At 58.1% G+C, this 17,596-nt stretch carries 14 protein-coding genes; 3 read left to right on the plus strand and 11 right to left on the minus strand.

Annotation, left to right across the window (positions count from 1 at the left end):
• Positions 1–204 precede the first annotated feature (204 nt).
• A complete protein-coding gene (locus ACVWYY_RS09455) occupies positions 205–1,137 on the plus strand; it encodes an ABC transporter permease (RefSeq protein WP_457404102.1) in 933 nt (310 codons plus the stop codon).
• 81 nt (positions 1,138–1,218) lie between these two features.
• Entirely contained in the window at positions 1,219–1,887 is a 669-nt protein-coding gene (gene msrA, locus ACVWYY_RS09460) for a peptide-methionine (S)-S-oxide reductase MsrA (protein ID WP_414330118.1), read from the plus strand.
• 16 nt (positions 1,888–1,903) lie between these two features.
• On the opposite strand, the gene cysW is transcribed toward msrA, so the two are convergent.
• From cysW to pflB, 10 genes are all read right to left on the minus strand, one after another.
• Positions 1,904–2,743 (minus strand): sulfate ABC transporter permease subunit CysW, encoded by an 840-nt coding sequence (gene cysW, locus ACVWYY_RS09465; RefSeq protein ID WP_414389084.1) that lies wholly within the window; start codon positions 2,741–2,743, stop codon positions 1,904–1,906.
• Positions 2,733–3,545 (minus strand): sulfate ABC transporter permease subunit CysT, encoded by an 813-nt coding sequence (gene cysT, locus ACVWYY_RS09470; protein ID WP_011431904.1) that lies wholly within the window; start codon positions 3,543–3,545, stop codon positions 2,733–2,735. The genes cysW and cysT overlap by 11 nt, the downstream gene beginning before the upstream one ends.
• 6 nt (positions 3,546–3,551) lie before the next feature.
• Positions 3,552–4,595 carry a sulfate/molybdate ABC transporter ATP-binding protein gene (locus ACVWYY_RS09475; protein ID WP_414343938.1) on the minus strand — a complete coding sequence of 348 codons (1,044 nt, stop codon included), beginning with the start codon at positions 4,593–4,595 and terminating at the stop codon, positions 3,552–3,554.
• Between the two features lie 174 nt (positions 4,596–4,769).
• Positions 4,770–5,774, minus strand: coding sequence for a sulfate ABC transporter substrate-binding protein (locus tag ACVWYY_RS09480; protein WP_457440368.1), 1,005 nt, complete (start codon positions 5,772–5,774; stop codon positions 4,770–4,772).
• Between the two features lie 258 nt (positions 5,775–6,032).
• Complete coding sequence (locus tag ACVWYY_RS09485; RefSeq protein ID WP_457440357.1) at positions 6,033–8,819, minus strand: bifunctional acetate--CoA ligase family protein/GNAT family N-acetyltransferase; 2,787 nt, start codon at positions 8,817–8,819, stop codon at positions 6,033–6,035.
• A 10-nt stretch (positions 8,820–8,829) separates the two neighbouring features.
• On the minus strand, positions 8,830–11,460 hold the full coding sequence (gene adhE, locus ACVWYY_RS09490) for a bifunctional acetaldehyde-CoA/alcohol dehydrogenase (protein ID WP_457440359.1): 2,631 nt from the start codon (positions 11,458–11,460) through the stop codon (positions 8,830–8,832).
• Between the two features lie 92 nt (positions 11,461–11,552).
• On the minus strand, positions 11,553–11,963 hold the full coding sequence (locus tag ACVWYY_RS09495) for an OsmC family protein (protein ID WP_414343934.1): 411 nt from the start codon (positions 11,961–11,963) through the stop codon (positions 11,553–11,555).
• 182 nt (positions 11,964–12,145) lie between these two features.
• On the minus strand, positions 12,146–12,895 hold the full coding sequence (gene pflA / locus ACVWYY_RS09500) for a pyruvate formate-lyase-activating protein (protein ID WP_414415746.1): 750 nt from the start codon (positions 12,893–12,895) through the stop codon (positions 12,146–12,148).
• 224 nt (positions 12,896–13,119) lie between these two features.
• Positions 13,120–13,530, minus strand: a complete 411-nt coding sequence (locus ACVWYY_RS09505; protein ID WP_457440361.1) for a pentapeptide repeat-containing protein — start codon at positions 13,528–13,530, stop codon at positions 13,120–13,122.
• An 81-nt stretch (positions 13,531–13,611) separates the two neighbouring features.
• The gene (pflB, locus tag ACVWYY_RS09510) at positions 13,612–15,918 is read right to left on the minus strand and encodes a formate C-acetyltransferase (protein ID WP_457440363.1); all 2,307 of its coding nucleotides are present in this window, start codon (positions 15,916–15,918) and stop codon (positions 13,612–13,614) included.
• A gap of 413 nt (positions 15,919–16,331) precedes the next feature.
• Here pflB and ACVWYY_RS09515 point away from each other — a divergent pair, with 413 nt between their 5' ends.
• Positions 16,332–17,411 carry a VOC family protein gene (locus tag ACVWYY_RS09515; RefSeq protein ID WP_457440364.1) on the plus strand — a complete coding sequence of 360 codons (1,080 nt, stop codon included), beginning with the start codon at positions 16,332–16,334 and terminating at the stop codon, positions 17,409–17,411.
• Here ACVWYY_RS09515 and ACVWYY_RS09520 read toward each other — a convergent pair.
• Positions 17,408–17,596 (minus strand): hypothetical protein (locus ACVWYY_RS09520; RefSeq protein WP_457440366.1); only part of this gene is annotated, 189 nt, incomplete at its 5' end. The genes ACVWYY_RS09515 and ACVWYY_RS09520 overlap by 4 nt on opposite strands.

Below are 17,596 nucleotides of genomic sequence, written 5' to 3' on the forward strand. Positions count from 1 at the left end.
CTGCGATGGCCCTCCACTTCCCGCCAAGATACCGGCATCTTCTGATTGCCGTTTTCCCTCGAAGGATGCTCGCCAGCAGGTATTCCTCTTGCCTATTCGCACTTTCTCAATCCCAACTCTATTGGATTCTATCGGATCATCGACCTACAATTCCAATAACACCAAAAAAGGGAATGAAAAGCTAATCTTCATAGCTGCCTGGCCATGACCAAAACAACTCAAATAACCGATAAACCCGATCTGTTTGGATTCCTCTATCGTCACCCGACGCTCACCCTTGCCATTCTGTTGGGGCCACCTCTCATTTGGTTGCTGGTCTTTTACTTGGGGCCGCTGCTGGCGCTGCTGCTGCAAAGTTTTTATCATCTGGATCCCTTTACCGGCCTGATCCTGAGAAAGTTTACTTTGGCCACCTATCGAGAGCTGCTCACTCCGGCCAATGTGGATATCTTTGTCCGCAGCTTGACTATGGCTTTGGCAGTCACTTTGGCTGCCATTGTGTTGGCTTTTCCTCTGGCCTATACCATGGTCAGACTGGCCTCTCCTCGCTGGAAGGGCTTTTTGTATTTGTTGGTGCTCCTACCGCTTTGGTCTAGTTATTTGATTCGGGTTTATGCCTGGAAGTTGATCTTGGCTAAAGAAGGGATCCTTACCTATCTACTCACCCATGTGGGCCTACAGGGCTGGGTGGAAAAGATTTTGCAGTTGCCCGGGATCGGTGGGCCATCGCTGGCCGTATCCAACTTGGGTATTTTCTTGGTGTTTCTCTATGTTTGGCTGCCCTATATGATTCTGCCGATCCAGGCGGCTTTGGAGCGAGTGCCTGATAGCTTAATTGAGGCTTCTGCAGATTTGGGAGCTCAGGGTTGGCAAACGTTCCGCCATGTTACTCTTCCCCTCGCCTTGCCAGGGATCCTGGCCGGGTCGGTCTTCACCTTTTCCTTAACGCTAGGAGATTTTGTGGTGCCTTATTCTCTGGGCAATTCCAGCTATTTCATCGGGCAGGCAGTTCTCGCCTTTCAGGGCACCTCTGGCAACATTCCCTTGGCGGCAGCCTTCACGGTTGTGCCGATGGGGATCATGACCGTCTATCTGCTAGTGGCCAAGCGGCTGGGGGCTTTTGAATCGGTGAGCTGACCCGATCAAGGATTTTTCCAACACATGAGGAGCCAACTGAGCTAGGCTGATAAGTGTTAACGAATGTATCGGGCTGTCCCTATGGTGCTCTTTGGCTTTGGCAAACTTGGCAAGAAACTGTCCCTGCCCAAACCGGAAGAAGCCTTGCCGGGCCGGGCCGAGCCGATGGTGATCGTGAATCGGCATTTTGTCAATGGCCATCCGCTGCAGCCGCCTTTTCCCGAGGGCATGGAGCTGGCCATGTTCGGCATGGGCTGCTTCTGGGGGGCAGAGCGCAAGTTTTGGCAGGTGCCAGGGGTGTTCAGCACAGCGGTGGGCTACGCTGGCGGGTTTACCCCCAACCCCACCTACGAAGAGGTCTGTACTGGCCTGACTGGCCACAACGAGGTGGTGCGGGTGGTTTACGACCCAGCTCAGGTCAGCTATGCCCAACTGCTGAAGGTGTTTTGGGAAAATCACGACCCTACCCAGGGGATGCGCCAGGGCAATGATGTGGGCACCCAATACCGCTCCGGCATCTATGTGTATTCTCCGGCGCAGCGGGAGCTGGCGGAAAAAACCCGCGATCTCTATCAGCAGGCCCTAACGGCCCACGGCTACGGCCAGATCACCACCGAGATCTTAGACGCGCCTGAGTTTTACTACGCCGAAGACTACCACCAGCAATATCTGGCCAAGAATCCGCGCGGCTACTGCGGCCTGGGGGGCACTAAGGTTTGTCTGCCAGAGATCCTCACCGAGCCCGTCTGATCCACACCCTGACGGATCAAAAGATCCGGCGGGAATGGGATCCCCGCTCAAGGAACTCCCTAGCCACTAGGGTTACCACCGCCAGCAAGGAGAGCACCACCGCCGCCGCATAGGCTGAGCCGGTGGCATAACTGCGGTAGGCATCTTCCACGAACAAGGGCAAGGTCTGGGTGCGGCCAATGATGTTGCCGGAAACCACAGCCACAGCGCCGAACTCCCCCATGGCGCGGGCATTGGTCAAGATGACGCCGTACAGAAGGCCCCAGCGGATGTTGGGCAGGGTGATTCTCCAGAAGATCTGCCAGGGGGTCGCCCCCAGCGTTTTGGCGGCTTCTTCCTGGTCGGTGCCTGCCTCCTCCAACACCGGCAACACTTCCCGCGCCACAAAAGGAAGGGTGATGAAAGCCGTTGCCAACACAATGCCCGGAAATGCAAAGATAACCCGCAAGTTCCAGGATCCCAGCCAACCCTGACGCCCGAAGATGAGCACCAGCATTAGGCCAGCCACCACCGGGGAAATGGAAAAGGGCAGATCGATCAGGCTCAGCAGCAGCGCCCGCCCCGGAAAACGCCGATGAGCAATGGCCAAGGCAGCACAGAGGCCGAAAAAGGTATTGAGGGGCACAACGACCAGGGCGGTTAGCACCGTCAATCGCAGGGCACTGAGCAACTCCCGCTCTGTCAGGCGATGGAGAAAGGCTGGGATCCCTTCTCGAAACGCCTGATAGAAGATGTTCACCACCGGGATCCCCAGCAGCAGCGCGATGTAGAGCCCGACGATCCCGATCAACAGGCCCGACAGCCAAGGGTTTGTCGATGGCTCCGGCTTGACACCCGATACCCCCTTAGGTTTCATGGCGGCTTCCCCAGGCTTGCAGAAGGTTAATTACCACCAGCGACAGGAAAGAGATCCCCAACATCACCGTTCCGATCACGGTTGCCCCAGCATAGTCGTGTTGTTCCAGCCGCTGAATCACCAGCACCGCCGCAATCAAGTCCCGAAAGGGAATGCTGGAAGCGATGATCACCACAGAGCCGTATTCCCCCACGGCGCGGGAAAACCCCAGGGCCACCCCGGTGAGCACTGCCGGCAGAATCTGGGGCAGCACCACGCGCCGGAAGGTCTGAAAGCGGGAAGCCCCCAAACTCCAGGCTGCCTCTTCCACATCTTTCTCCAGCTCCTGCAACACCGGCTGCACCGTCCGCACCACAAAGGGAAAAGAAATAAACAGCATCGCCACCCCCACCCCCAAGCGGGTAAAGGAGATGCGGATCCCCAAGGGGGCCAAAAGGGATCCAATCCAGCCGTTGCTGCTGTAAACCGTTGCCAGGGTGAGGCCGGCCACGGCGGTGGGCAAAGCAAACGGCAGATCGATCAACCCCTCGAGAAGCTTTTTGCCGGGGAAGGCGTAGCGCACCAGCACCCAGGCAGTCAGGGTGCCCATCACGCCGTTGATCAGAGCCGCCAGCAACGCGGTTACAAAAGTAACTTCATAGGCGGAGAGGGCCACGGGATCCGTCGCGATCCGCCAAAACTCCGCCCAGCCCACGCTGCTGGACTTGGCAATCAAGGCAGCCAGCGGCAGAATCAACATCAAGAAGAGATAGCCCAGGGTCAGCCGCCACGGCCAAGACAGTTGAGACAAAGCTTGCAGCAACGTTTCTCAAGCTCCCACCGGCATTGCGGTCATCTCGGTTTTTTTGACGGGAAAGGCTTTCACCACCTTGGGGCGCACATAGACCTGCTGCCCCACCTGCAGGGGTTGGTTGGCATATTGCTCGCGGCTGAGATGGGCCCACAGGGATCCGCCATCGCTAAGAATCAGCTCCGCCTGAATCTCCCGACCCAGGTGGATGATCTCCTTAACGCGGGCAGAAACACCACTGCTGCCGGGGTTGACCTCAATCTGCACATCGTGGGGGCGCAAAAAAAGCTGATGCGGGCCGGCCTGCACCTCGGGAAGCTGGCAAAAGAGTTGGGAGCGGGGAGAAAGCTCGTTGACCGGGCCGACAAAGCTCATCACAAAGGGTGTAGCTGGATGGTCATAGATTTCTGCCGGGGATCCCACCTGTTCGATCCGCCCCTGGTTCATCACCACGATCTGATCCGCCACCTCCATGGCTTCCTCTTGATCATGGGTTACAAATACCGTTGTCACATGCACCTCATCGTGCAGGCGCCGCAACCACTTGCGCAGCTCTTTGCGGACTTTGGCATCCAGGGCCCCAAAGGGCTCATCCAACAGCAACACCTGCGGCTCCACCGCCAAAGCGCGGGCTAGGGCCACCCGCTGCCGCTGCCCCCCAGAGAGTTGAGAGGGGTAGCGATCCCCGAACCCCGATAGCTGCACCAGCTCCAACAGCTCATCCACTCGCGCCCGGATCTCGGCCCGTGAAGCCTTGCGGATCTCCAAGCCAAAGGCGATGTTCTGCCGCACCGTCATGTGCTTGAACAGGGCGTAGTGCTGAAAAACAAAACCAATGTTGCGCTCCTGGACGCTGGCATGGGTGGCATCCCGCCCGGTGAGGGAAATCCGCCCCGTATCCGGCTTTTCTAGGCCGGCAATCAGGCGCAGCAGGGTGGATTTGCCAGAACCCGACGGCCCCAAGAGGGCAACCAGGGATCCCGTGGGAATGGTGAGATCGGTGGGGTGAAGGGCCTGAAACTGCCCAAAACGCTTCGATACCCCTTCGATGGTGATACCCATAGGTTCTGCCTAGCTAGTGGTTTGCCTGAGAAGTTGCTGGATGGTTGCCGGCTGAGTCTTCTGGAGAGGGTGAGGGAAGTTAAACCCGCGGCTAATCTACGGTAAACCTGTCGACAAACCGTTGATACAGCTCCCAGGATAACTTGAACGGGGATCCAAAACAAGGGAGACTCCCTACAACTGAGCTTGGATGCGGTCAAACAAGGCCCCATCGGCAAAAAAGCGGCTTTGGACAACCTCCCATCCGCCCAGGTCGGCGACGGTAACCCGCTTCTCAACAGGAGGGTACCGCCAGGCAAACTCTTGGGCCACCGTCGGCTCCACCGGGCGAAAGCCCACCTCGGCAAAGGCCCGCTGCGCTTCTGGGGTGAATAGGTAGTCCACAAAGGCTTCGGCCACGGCACGGGTACCTTTGCGATCCACATTGGCATCCACCACGGCTACGGGGTTGTCGATGGAAATGTTGGGATCCGGCACCACATAGAACAGGGATTGGCCGCGCAAGCCCGCCAGGATCACCTCATGTTCGTAGGTGAGCAGGGCATCCCCTTGCCCTTTTTGGAAAAAAACATCGGTGGCCTCTCGTGAGTCCCGCGGCAAAATGCGGACATTCTTGTAGACCTGGGTGGTGAAGGCCAGAGCCTGGGGTTCAGGGACAGCGCTCCAGAGGGCTAAAAAGTTCCAGCGGGCGCCCCCTGAGGTCTTGGGGTTGGCGGTAACCACCTGCAAGCCGGGCCGAGCCAGATCTTGCCAAGAGCGGATCCCCTGGGGGTTGCCTTCCCACGTCACAATCACCGCCACCGAGCGGGTGACGATCCCTTGGTTGGGGGTACGGGCTTCCCATCCCGGCTGGATGAGACCCGCAGCCACGAGGCGCTCCACATCCAAAGCCAGGGCCAAGGCCACCACATCGGCATCCAGCCCGTCAATAACTGCCCGCGATTGCGTTGCTGAGCCGCCGTAGCTGCTTTCTACGCGCACTCGTTGCCCCGTTTTAGCCAGCCAGTGGGCCTCAAAGGCAGGAACGATTTTCCGGTAAGCGTCTCGAGTTACCGCAAAGGAGGCCAGGAGAATCGCTACTTCCTCTCTGGATCCCCCTGAGCCCATACCGCTGACACAACCACTGAGGCCAAGAAGAAGGCCAAAAATTAGGGATCCCATCCCCAGCCACCGCCCCATGCTCACCGGCAGCCTGCGGATCCCGGCCCCAACTCTCCCAGACCAGACCACCTCGATTGCTGAGGGGATCCCCCATTTGTTCGCAGGTGTCCCTTCAGTGTTCATAGCAATCCCCAAAAACTTCTCCTCCTCCTCAGAGGGAGTCCGCCCTCACCCCCAACCCCCCTCCCAAAAGGGGAGGGGACAAGCGCCAGGACTCTTCCCGTCTTATTCTACGGTAAGCCAGTCGGTAAACCGTTTTTAGTTCTCTGGGGATCTCTAGGGGGAGCAGGTGGCGAGGATTGGCGGATCGGAGATTAAAGCCAGAGCAGCCTTGAGGATCCCGGGATCCTCTGGAGAAGGGCGCAACTGAAACCCCAGCCGCTGACACAGGCGGCGCATGGCCTCGTTTTCGCAAAGAACCTCGCCGGTGAGGTGCTGGATCCCTTCGCAGCGGGCCACCTGAATGAGGCGGGTCAACAGCTCTGTGCCAATCCCTTGCCGTTGGTAGGGATCCGCCACCAGCATGGCAAACTCTGCTTCTTGGGGAAAGCCATGTTTTCTGGAGAGGCGGCTGATGCCGAGGATTAAGGACTTCGTCCCGCTGACGCGATTGGCCTCTGGCTCCTGTTTTTCTGCTACTAAGGCAATCTCGCGGTCGTAATCGTTAAAGCAAATGCGGGTAAGGCGCTCGTGGGCGATGCGGGCGCTGTATTTGATCGGGTGGAAGTAGCGCAGATAGACGCTGTAATCGGAGACGTGGCGGTGAAAATCGATCACCAAAGGCTCGTCTTCAGGGCGAATGGGGCGAATGGTGATGCCGTCCCGGAAGCTCCAGATGTACTGGGTGGGATAGGGGCGGATGGCCAAGGGCACCTGGGGATCCTGCTCGGTTCGCAAAATGACGCGGGCATCCAAAGCCAGCAGGCCCTCGCTGGAAGCCAGCAGCGGATTGATGTCGATCTCTTTAATCTCCCGCTGCTCGGCCACCAGTTGGCTAAAGCGCACCAAGAGCTGTTCCAGGGCCTCCAGATCGACGGCTGGGCGTCCGCGCACCCCCCTGAGGGCTTTGTAGATGAGGGTGTTTTCCATCAGACGCCGGGCCAAGGTGGTGTTGAGGGGGGGAAGGCCAATGGAGCGATCCTGAAACACCTCCACCAGTTGTCCGCCACTGCCAAACAGCAACACCGGCCCAAACTGGGGATCCTGGCTGCTCCCCAGGATCAGCTCATAGCCATCCGTGTCCACCATCGGCTGCACCGTGACCCCCTGGAAGTGCTCCGGCCCCGCTTTCTCGCTGACGTTGCGGAGGATTTGCCCGAAGGCCCGGCGCACCGCCTCAGCATCGGGCAGGTTGAGCTGCACGCCGCCCACATCGGTTTTGTGGGTGAGGGTGTGGGAGTAGAGCTTCACCACCACTGGGTAACCCATGGCCTCGGCAGCTTCCACTGCTGCTTCGGGGCTCTCGGCCACCCGCGTCGGCACCACGGGGATCCCGTAGGCGGCCAGGATTTCCTTAGATTCGACCTCCGTGAGAAGCGTGCGGCCTTCCCGCCTCGCCTGGGCAAGGGTTTGCTGCACTTTTTCCTGCTCCACTGGCCTGGTGGGAGCCAGGGTGGGGGTTTCGTAGAGGGCCTTGAGGTTGTCACTAAAGCGCCACAGATGGCTAAACACCCGCGCCGCTTGATCCGGGTAGCGGTAGGTGGGGATCCCGGCTTGGTTGAGGATGTGCTCGCCCGCATCCACGCCAGCTCCCCCCATCCAACTGGCCAGAATGGGCTGCCGGGATCCGCTGCGCCGCCAGGTCTCCACCACTTTCTCAGCCGTGCGGGTGGGATCCGTCATGGCTTGGGGGGTGAGGATGACCAGACAGCCCTGGCTGCCGGGATCTTGCAACACCACTTCCAAAACTTGGGCAAAGCGCCCCGGATCTGCGTCCCCCAAAATATCAATGGGATTGCCGTGGCTCCAGTGGGGGGGCAAGATCTGGTTAAGCTGCTCCAGGGTTTGGGGAGAAAGCTCGGCCAGGGATCCCCCGGCGCGAATGAGGGCATCGGTGGCCAGCACCCCTGGCCCGCCGGCATTGGTGAGGATGGTCAGGTGAGGGCCCTGAGGACGGGGCTGTTTGGCCAGCACCTCCGCCAGGTCGAAGAGATCTTCAATGTGATCCACCCGCAGCACGCCGCAACGGCGGAAGGCCGCATCCAACACTGCGTCGCTGCCGGTGAGGGAGCCCGTGTGGGAAGCGGCTGCTTGGGCTGCCGCCTGGGTGCGCCCCGCCTTGATGACAATGATGGGCTTGCTCAGGGCCACCTCTCGGGCCGCGGACAGAAAAGAGCGAGCATCCCCGATGGATTCCATGTACAAGACAATGCTGTGGGTATGGGGATCCTCGCCCAAGTAGTCGATTAAGTCTCCCCAGCCCACATCCAGCATCGATCCCAGAGAGATAAAGGCGCTGAAGCCCACATTTTCCTGCAGGCTCCAGTCCAGGATCGAGGTGCACAGGGCCCCACTTTGGCTGATGAAGCCCACATTGCCGGGCCGGGCCATCTGGGCAGCAAAGGTGGCGTTTAAGCCCGTGTGGGGGTTTTGGATCCCCAGGCAGTTGGGGCCAATCAAGCGCAGCTTCCCAAGGACTCCGTCCCGCTGACGCGATTGGATAGTCTGCTGAATTTGCTTCTCCAGCTCCCAGCCAGCAGGGCCCGTTTCCTTGAAGCCTGCTGAAAGAACAATGGCGCCCTTGACCCCGGCTTCTACGCACTCCTGCACCACCTCGGGCACCCCCGCTGCCGGAATGGCGATAATGGCCAGATCCACCGGCTCCGGCAGAGCGGACAGCCGCTCGTAGGCCCGGATCCCCAACACCTGGTGCCGCTTGGGATTGACCGGGTAAACCGTGCCGCCAAAGGGGTGGCTAATGAGGTTCCACAACACCGTCCGCCCCACGCTGCCCTCCCGCTCCGTGGCCCCCACCACCGCCACCGAACGGGGCAGAAAAATGGGATTCAGGGGATGGGATCGGGCCCTCCAGATATCCACACTGGGATCCAGTCGTTGCCACATACCCTACTCCTTAGGCCAACACTGGTTCCGGCTGGTGGTAGAGGGCAGAATCCACCCGGCAGCCCCGATAGGCCAAAACGTACAGCTCCTTCATGTCTTGAATGAGGGGATAGCGGGGGTTGGCGCCGGTGCATTGGTCGTCAAAGGCTTGCTCCGCCATCGCCTCCAGGCGGTCGTAAAACTCCCGCTCTTTCTCCCCCAGGGCCTCGCGAATGGTGGCCGGGATCTCCAGTTTCCGCTTGAGTTCTTCGATGGCCTCGATGAGGCGCATGACCTTTTCATCGTCATCCGCCCCGCCCAACTGCAGGTAATCGGCAATTTCCGCGTAGCGGTGCTTGGCGTTGGGATAGCGGTATTGGGGAAAAATGGCCTGCTTAAAGGGGGCGTCGGTGGCGTTGTAGCGGATGACGTGGGTAATCATCAGGGCATTGGCCAGGCCGTGGGGCAGATGGAAGGTGGATCCCAGCTTGTGGGCCAGGGAGTGGCACACCCCCAAAAAGGCGTTGGCAAAGGCCATGCCGGCAATGGTGGCGGCGTAGTGGACTTTTTCCCGTGCTTCGGGATCCTCGGCGCCCTTCTCGTAGGCCCGCGGCAGGTAGGTCATCAGGAGCTTGATGGCCTGCAGGGCCAGCCCATCGGTAAAGTCGCTGGCCATCACCGACACATAGGCTTCCAGAGCATGGGTGAGGGCATCGATGCCGCCGTAAGCCGTTAGCTTCTTGGGCATCTTTAAGGTGAGATCCGGATCCACAATGGCCATGGTGGGGGTGAGGGCGTAGTCCGCCAGGGGGTATTTGATCCCCACCCGGTCATCGGTCACCACGGCAAAGGGCGTCACCTCGGATCCCGTGCCGGAAGTGGTGGGGATGCAGATGAGCTGAGCTTTTTGCCCCAGTGGCGGCAGCTCGTAAACCCGCTTGCGGATGTCCATAAAGCGCATCGCCAAGCCTTCAAACTCCACCTGGGGCTGCTCGTACATCAGCCACATCACCTTGGCCGCATCCATCGGGGATCCCCCACCGACCGCAATAATCACATCCGGTTGAAACTGGCGCAACTGCTCCAGACCGCGATTGACGTTGCTGAGGGTGGGATCCGGCTCTACATCGTGGTACACATCCCAGCTCACGCGAATCTCATCCAAAACCTGGGTGATGGGATGCAATATGCCCAACTCAAAGAGCGGCTTATCGGTCACCAAAAAGGCGCGTTTTTTGCCGGCCAATTCCCGCAGAGCAATAGGCAGACATCCGGGCTTGAAGTAAACCTTGGGCGGGATCCGAAACCAGAGCATGTTTTCCCGACGTTGGGTTACCGTTTTAATGTTGAGCAGGTGGCGCGGCCCCACATTCTCGGAGATCGAATTGCCTCCCCAAGTGCCACAGCCCAAAGTCAGAGAGGGATCTAGCTTGAAGTTGTAGAGATCCCCAATGGCCCCTTGTGAAGAGGGAGTGTTGATCAAGACTCGACCGGTTTGCAGGGCATTTTCAAAGTAGGCAATATCGTCCCGATTGGCGGGATCTGTATACAAAACAGAGGTGTGTCCCCGCCCGCCGAAATTGACCAGTTGGACAGCAACATCTACGGCGCTGTGGAAATCGTTGGCGCGGTAGAGGGCCAGAACAGGGGCCAATTTTTCGTAGGAGAAGGGCTCCTCCGGCCCCACCTTCTCCACTTCCCCAATCAGCAGTTTGGTGCCTTCGGGTACCTGGATACCGGCCAGGGCAGCGATGGTCTGCACCGACTGGCCCACAATGGCCGGATTGAGGCGACCGTCTTTGAGAAGGATGCGGCGCACGGCTTCGATTTGTTCCGGATCCAAAATGTAGGCCCCCCGATGGCCGAACTCGGCCTTGACCTGCTCGTAGATGGCATCCACCACCACCACTGCCTGTTCTGAGGCACAGATCATGCCGTTGTCGAAGGTCTTGCTCAACAAAATCGAGCTGACAGCCATGGGAATATCGGCACTGGCATCGATCACTGCCGGGGTATTGCCCGCTCCCACCCCCAAAGACGGGTGGCCCGAAGAGTAGGCCGCTTTAACCATGCCAGGCCCGCCGGTAGCCAAGATCAGCTTCACCTCAGGATGCTGCATCAAAGCCTGAGAAAGCTCGATGGTGGGCTCGTCGATCCAGCCGATCAACCCCACAGGAGCGCCCGCTGCCTCGGCAGCTTCCTTAACCACTTTGGCTGCGGCAATGGTGCATTGTTTAGCCCGCGGGTGGGGAGAAAAGATAATGCCGTTGCGGGTTTTGAGGGTGATCAGAGCCTTGAAAATTGTCGTCGAGGTAGGGTTGGTTACCGGCACAATACCTGCCAAAAGCCCTACTGGTTCAGCAATGCGCTCGTAGCCAAAGCTCTCATCCCGCTCGATAACCCCGCAGGTTTTCTCGTGTTTGTATTTGTTGTAAATGTATTCCGAGGCAAAGTGATTTTTGATCACCTTGTCTTCCACAATGCCCATGCCGGTTTCCTGTACCGCCAGCTTGGCCAACGGGATCCGTTCGTTGTTGGCAGCCAGAGCGGCTCTGTGAAAAATCCGGTCTACCTGTTCTTGGGTGAAAGTTGCATATTCAGCTTGGGCAGCCTTCACCTGTTGGATCAGGGTTTCCAACTCGGCTAGATGGGTCACTGGCATCGGTGGATCCCTCCAAAACTCATCAAGACTTAGACGATAGGAACAATTGACAATCGGATAGTTGGAAATAGTCGAATAACCCGAATGGCAATCTAGGCGCCAACAGGAGCAGGAACTTGGATTTCGGTGGTCAAGGTGGGGGGATGGGTAAGCGTATTGTGAATGATGCAGGCATCAACTGCTTTTTCCAGCCCCTTTTGATGCCTTCCGTCCAGCGGGATCCCAGTTTTTACACGAATGTGAATGTTGTCTAGGCGAGCCGGATGCTCAACTTTCTCCGCCGTGACCACCACCTCTAGTCCACTGGGATCCAACTGCCGAGCTTCCAGATATTTGACGGCATAAAAACCAACACAGGCGCCCAGAGAAGCCAGAAACCATTCCGGCGGCGTCATTCCCTGATCTCGACCGTGATTGTCCAAAGGCTGGTCGCTGAGAATGCGGTGCCCTCGGCTTTCCGCTTGGAACTGAACACCATCGCGGTAGGTGACGCAAACTTCCATTGGGGATCCCTCCTCTTGGGGTATTCTTCAGTTCACATAGAGTCCGTAAAGTTAGCCTGGGGATCAACTTGGATTCCAGTCAGCTCAGGGCCAATCTGGAGACGGTGCAGAGATTAACTGTGAATCACTTCGGATCTAAGCGTGACCTGGCTATGCTGACCCAAGCCGCAACTGCAGAATTGTCAAATAGCCACCAGTCCTTGATCCCGAAAGATTTGTAAGGCGTGATTCACCTGTTCGGGTGTGGGTGGATCGACATCGGCAAGGGTGTAAGGCAATCCCAATTGCTGCCATTTGTATTCCCCCATCTTGTGAAAGGGCAAAACTTCCACTCGCTCCACGTTGGATAAGGTGGCCACAAACTCGGCCAGACCCTTAATGTTTTCCTCGGGATCCGTCAAGCCGGGAACCAGCACAAAACGAATCCAGGTAGGCTTGTGGATCTGGTCTAAATAGCGGGCCAGATTAAGAGTGGGTTCTAGCGAAACACCGGTGACCTTTCGATACAGCTCCGGCAGATAAGACTTGATATCGAGCAACACCAAATCTGTATGCTCCAACACAGGCTTGGCTGCTTCCAGTTGCCCATAGCCAGAAGTATCCAAAGCCGTGTGCAAGCCCAACTCATGACAGCGACGGAAGATCTCAGCTACAAAGGTGGGTTGCATTAAAGGCTCTCCCCCGGTAGCCGTAACTCCCCCCCCTCGCAAGTAATTCTTGTAACGTTGGATCTCGGCAATTAAAGACTCAACCGTAACAAGCTGTCCCGCCTCCGGATCCCGACAGTCAGGGTTGTGGCAATACAAACAGCGAAGTGGACAACCCTGTGTAAAAATTACGAAGCGGATTCCTGGCCCATCGACGGTGCCACAGGTTTCCACCGAGTGAATGCGCCCAGCAATTGGTGTCAGGGGGTTCATAACGGTATCCATACTTTTATCCTGGATGACTTTTGCAAAATATCAATCAATCTTGAGGTTTTCTTCCAGATTGCTAACTCAGGTTAAATAGAACACAGTTTCCATTTCTCTTTGGATTAGATTGGGACTAGATTTTTTTAGATCCCTAGGGTCTTTTAGCTAGACCGCTGCTATCCTGGCTGGAAGGGAGAAAGGGGATAAAAAGCCGAAGGGGCAGCTTGGGGATCCCACCCAGCTCAGACCGATGGGTCGTGTGGGCTAGGCACGGAGGTATCCACCGTGATGCCGTGCAGGCGGTGGGCCTTGGGATCGAAATCCTTCGGGAAATGGGTATAGGCATCGAAATCTGCGTGATCCAACAAGGCTCCTTCTAAGAGCGCCCCTCGGAAATCGCTGCCAAAGAGGAGACATCCCCGCAGATCGGCTCCCGATAGGTTAGCTCCGCTGAAGTCGGCATAGCTGAGATCGCACCCCCGCAAATTGGCCCCCGCCAAGTTGGCCCCACTGAAATCGGCATAGCTGAGATCGGCGCCAGCCAAATGGATCCCCTGCAGCTCAGCCCCCTGCAAATCGATCTCCCGAAAATCGCGCCGTCCTGAGGCATACTGGCTGACCAGATCCGCAGCGCTACAAACAGTCATGATCATCGGGCCTCCTCGGTTATCGATGGGGGATCCCTTCCATCGACCCCGGTATGGGCGGACTTCAGGGATCCCCAGGCTGGTCTTTTAGCAGTGTTGATGGAACGTGCGGTTAATGACATCCAGTTGCTGCTCGCGGGTGAGCTTGATGAAGTTCACCGCATAGCCGGAAACCCGGATGGTGAGCTGTGGGTAGAGCTCCGGGTGCTCCATGGCATGCAGCAGGGTCTCGCGGTTGAGAACATTGACGTTGAGGTGGAAACCGCCATCCCGCATGTAGCCATCCAGCAGCCCCACTAGATTGGCAACCCGCTCCTCCGCTGTGCGACCTAGGGCCGCCGGCACAATCGAGAAGGTGTTGGAGATCCCATCCAGAGCGTCGTCGTAGGGCAGCTTGGCCACCGAAGCCAGCGACGCCACCGCCCCCTTGGTGTCCCGGCCGTGCATGGGGTTGGCCCCTGGGGCAAAGGGCTCGCCCGCTCGCCGCCCGTCGGGGGTGTTGCCGGTTTTCTTGCCGTAGACCACGTTGGAGGTGATGGTGAGGATGGACTGGGTGGGCACCGCATTGCGGTAGGTCTTGTGCTTGCGCAGCTCCGCCATGAAGGTCTGCACCAGTTGCACCGCAATGGAGTCAACCCGGTCATCGTTGTTGCCGTATTTGGGGAAGTCGCCATCCACTACGTAGTCCACGGCCAAGCCCTGTTCATCCCGGATAACCCGTACCCGCGCGTATTTGATGGCGGATAGGGAGTCGGCAGTTACCGACAGGCCGGCCAGCCCAAAGGCCATCGTGCGCAGCACGTCCCGGTCGTGCAGGGCCATCTCCAGGCGCTCGTAGCAGTACTTGTCGTGCATGTAGTGGATGATGTTCATGGTGTTGACGTAGGTTTTGGCCAGCCAGGCCATCATCTGCGCCATGCGCGGCCACACCTCGTCGTAGTCCAGGACATCGGCGGTGATGGGGGCGAAAGCAGGAGCCACCTGCTCGCCGGAGATCTCATCCCGACCGCCGTTGATGGCATAGAGCAGGCACTTGGCCAAGTTCACCCGCGCCCCAAAGAACTGCATTTGCTTGCCGATGCGCATGGCCGACACGCAGCAGGCAATGCCGTAGTCATCCCCCCAGTAGGGGCGCATCAAGTCGTCGTTTTCGTACTGGATGGAGCTGGTTTCAATGGAGACCTTGGCGCAGTAGCGCTTGAAGGCTTCCGGCAGCCGCTCCGACCAGAGCACGGTCAAGTTGGGCTCGGGCGCTGGGCCAAGGTTGTAAAGGGTGTGCAGCATGCGGAAGCTGGTTTTGGTAACCAAAGGCCGCCCATCCAGGCCCATGCCGCCGATGCACTCGGTAACCCAGGTGGGATCCCCGCTGAATAGCTCGTTGTACTCGGGCGTGCGCAAAAACCTGACCATGCGCAGCTTCATAACAAAGTGGTCAATGAGCTCCTGGGCCTCTTCCTCGGTGAGGATCCCGGCCTGCAGATCCCGCTCGATGTAGATGTCCAGGAAGGTGGACACCCGCCCCAAGGACATGGCCGCCCCGTTTTGCTCCTTGACGGCTGCCAGGTAGGCCAGGTACAGCCATTGGATGGCTTCGCGGGCGTTGGCTGCCGGACGGCCCAGGTCAAACCCGTAGCGGGATCCCATCTCTTTCAGCTCTTGTAGGGCCTTAATCTGCTCGGAGAGCTCCTCCCGCAGGCGGATGGTCTCTTCGTCCATCGTGTCCAGGTCTAGACTGGCTTTTTGGGCCTGCTTGTCTTCGATGAGCCGATCCACCCCGTAGAGGGCCACCCGCCGGTAGTCCCCAATGATGCGACCCCGACCGTAGGCATCGGGCAGGCCGGTGATGATCCCGGAGCGGCGGCAGCGGCGCATCTCTTCGGTGTAAGCATCAAAAACGCCGTCGTTGTGGGTTTTGCGGTACTGGGTAAAAATTTCCTTGGTGCGGGGATCCAGCTCGTAGCCATAGGCTTTGAGGGAAGACTCCACCACGCGGATGCCGCCAAAGGGCATGATGGCCCGCTTCAGGGGTTTGTCCGTCTGCAGCCCCACAATTTGTTCCAGCTCTGGGTCGATATAGCCAGGGGCGTGGCTGGTGATGGTAGAGGGAACGGCAGTATCGGCATCTAGGATCCCTCGCTCTCGCTCCAGAGCCATCAAATCCTTGACCTTGGCCCACAGCCGCTGGGTGCGCTCGGTGGCTGCAGCTAAGAAGGTTTCATCACCGGTGTAGGGGGTGTAATTGCGCTGAATAAAGTCTCTGACATCGATGCAGCGCTGCCAGGCTCCCGTTGCAAAATCGCTCAAAACTTTTTGACCGGCTGCGTTGGATCCTGTCCTTGGTTCCGCCTTCAATTCTGTAGGTGATGCTACAGAACGCTGCACACTGGCAACCATAACCATCCTCCCGGCTATTACGCCTGATAATCTATCGACAGGGCGAGGCAGCACCCCGGCCTTTGCCCCACGCAGGCTCTAAAAGAGAGCTAAAGAACCAATAGATCTCTGCAAGGCTTATAGGGATCCTACGAAGGGCTTTTAGCAACTCTTCTGTTTCTTTTTTAGGCGTTCTAAATACACCTCGCCTGATTTAATTTTAGTCCCTTGCGCTCTGAGGATATTTTCGGTTGCGTGATTTTTTAATCTTATTTTCATCCTATTTTTTAATGCTGTTTTAATATCTTCTTAACGTTGTTTTACGCTTTTCCATCGGCAAATGGCGGGCCTATGCTGAGGTAGGACGGCCCAGGTCGTCTGTTGCCGTGAGAACGTCAGGATACTCGGCCTTTGCCTTAGCAGTGCCTTGCTCTATGAACCAGTCCAATCGAATCGTCCAAGGGATCCATCACCTGCACTTCTATCTTTGGGATCTGCCCTGTTGGCAGGAACACTTTTGTCAGGTTTGGGGCTTCCGAATGGAAGGACAGCTCGGCAGTACCCTCTGTCTGCGTCAGGGATCCCTGCGCTTGCGCCTGTCTCAGCCTGCTTGCCCTGGGGATGAGGTGGATCGCTATTTACAGCAACATTCCCCTGGCGTGGTGGATGTGGCCTTGGCGGTGGAGGAGCAAGAGCTGTTGGGCTTGGCAGAGCTTTTGCAGAGGCGAGGAGCCCAAGTGGAGTGGATCCCGGCAGAAGACGAAGGCTGCCCTGCTCTGTGCCTGCGCACTCCTTATGGACTCAGGCATTCTTTGATCCCCAGCTCAGGGATCCCCGATTCAGCCCCTGCTGAGGAGAACCTGTTTTCCCACTGGGATCACCTGGTATTGAACGTGGAGCAGGGATCCCTGCAGGCAGCGGCGGATTGGTATGAGCAGGTGCTGGGTTGGCGGTCTCTGTATCGCTATAGCATCCGCACCAACACCTCTGGCCTAGAAAGTGTGGTGGTGGGAGATCCTGAAGCCGGGATCCAGTTGGCCATCAACGAGCCCACCTGTGCCGCTTCCCAGATCCAGGAGTTTTTGGATGCCCATCATGGCCCTGGCCTGCAACATGCGGCGTTGCACAGCTCAGATGTCTTCGCCAGTGTGCGCCGGCTGCGACAGGGAGGCGTAAACTTTCTGCAGGTGCCACCGGAGTACTACACAAACCTGGCAAGGGAGCTGGCTTCTGGAGCAATACTCCGTTCTGGTGGGTTGCCCCCCGCCATCTCCTGGCACGACTTGGTGGAGCAGCAGCTCCTTTTGGATGCCACCTTGCCTGCTTCTGATTCCCCACACCCCCCCCTGTTGTTGCAAACCTTCACTCAGCCTCTGTTTGGTCGGCCCACGTTTTTTTTCGAGGTCATCCAACGGTTGGGTGGAGCCACAGGCTTTGGCGAAGCCAACTTTCAAGCCCTGTTTGAAGCTCTAGAACGCCAACAGCGACAACGGCAGCAAGCCCTGGTCTGCTAACACCCTTGAGCACCAGGGGAATGTCTCCAGTTAATCAACACGATTGATTGCCCCTGAGTTTCCAGCCAATATTCGGGTATGCGGAAGGCGTTGACATCCTCCCCGGCCTGAAGGCCGGAGATTCCTACCACGCTGCGCATGGATGGCTCCTTGCGCAGTCGTCTCGGCGGGTTCCTGCTTCCGAC

This window comes from Thermostichus sp. MS-CIW-34 (assembly GCF_054060435.1).

Excerpts from the sequence above, each read along its gene's own strand:
- ACVWYY_RS09480 (WP_457440368.1), bottom strand. The coding sequence starts at position 5,774 with ATGGGGCGGTGGCTGGGGATGGGATCCCTAATTTTTGGCCTTCTTCTT.
- ACVWYY_RS09455 (WP_457404102.1), top strand. The coding sequence starts at position 205 with ATGACCAAAACAACTCAAATAACCGATAAACCCGATCTGTTTGGATTC.
- ACVWYY_RS09505 (WP_457440361.1), bottom strand. The coding sequence starts at position 13,530 with ATGATCATGACTGTTTGTAGCGCTGCGGATCTGGTCAGCCAGTATGCC.
- adhE (WP_457440359.1), bottom strand. The coding sequence starts at position 11,460 with ATGCCAGTGACCCATCTAGCCGAGTTGGAAACCCTGATCCAACAGGTG.
- ACVWYY_RS09515 (WP_457440364.1), top strand. The coding sequence starts at position 16,332 with ATGAACCAGTCCAATCGAATCGTCCAAGGGATCCATCACCTGCACTTC.
- ACVWYY_RS09485 (WP_457440357.1), bottom strand. The coding sequence starts at position 8,819 with ATGTGGCAACGACTGGATCCCAGTGTGGATATCTGGAGGGCCCGATCC.
- ACVWYY_RS09475 (WP_414343938.1), bottom strand. The coding sequence starts at position 4,595 with ATGGGTATCACCATCGAAGGGGTATCGAAGCGTTTTGGGCAGTTTCAG.
- ACVWYY_RS09495 (WP_414343934.1), bottom strand. The coding sequence starts at position 11,963 with ATGGAAGTTTGCGTCACCTACCGCGATGGTGTTCAGTTCCAAGCGGAA.
- msrA (WP_414330118.1), top strand. The coding sequence starts at position 1,219 with ATGGTGCTCTTTGGCTTTGGCAAACTTGGCAAGAAACTGTCCCTGCCC.
- pflB (WP_457440363.1), bottom strand. The coding sequence starts at position 15,918 with ATGGTTGCCAGTGTGCAGCGTTCTGTAGCATCACCTACAGAATTGAAG.
- pflA (WP_414415746.1), bottom strand. The coding sequence starts at position 12,895 with ATGGATACCGTTATGAACCCCCTGACACCAATTGCTGGGCGCATTCAC.
- cysW (WP_414389084.1), bottom strand. The coding sequence starts at position 2,743 with ATGAAACCTAAGGGGGTATCGGGTGTCAAGCCGGAGCCATCGACAAAC.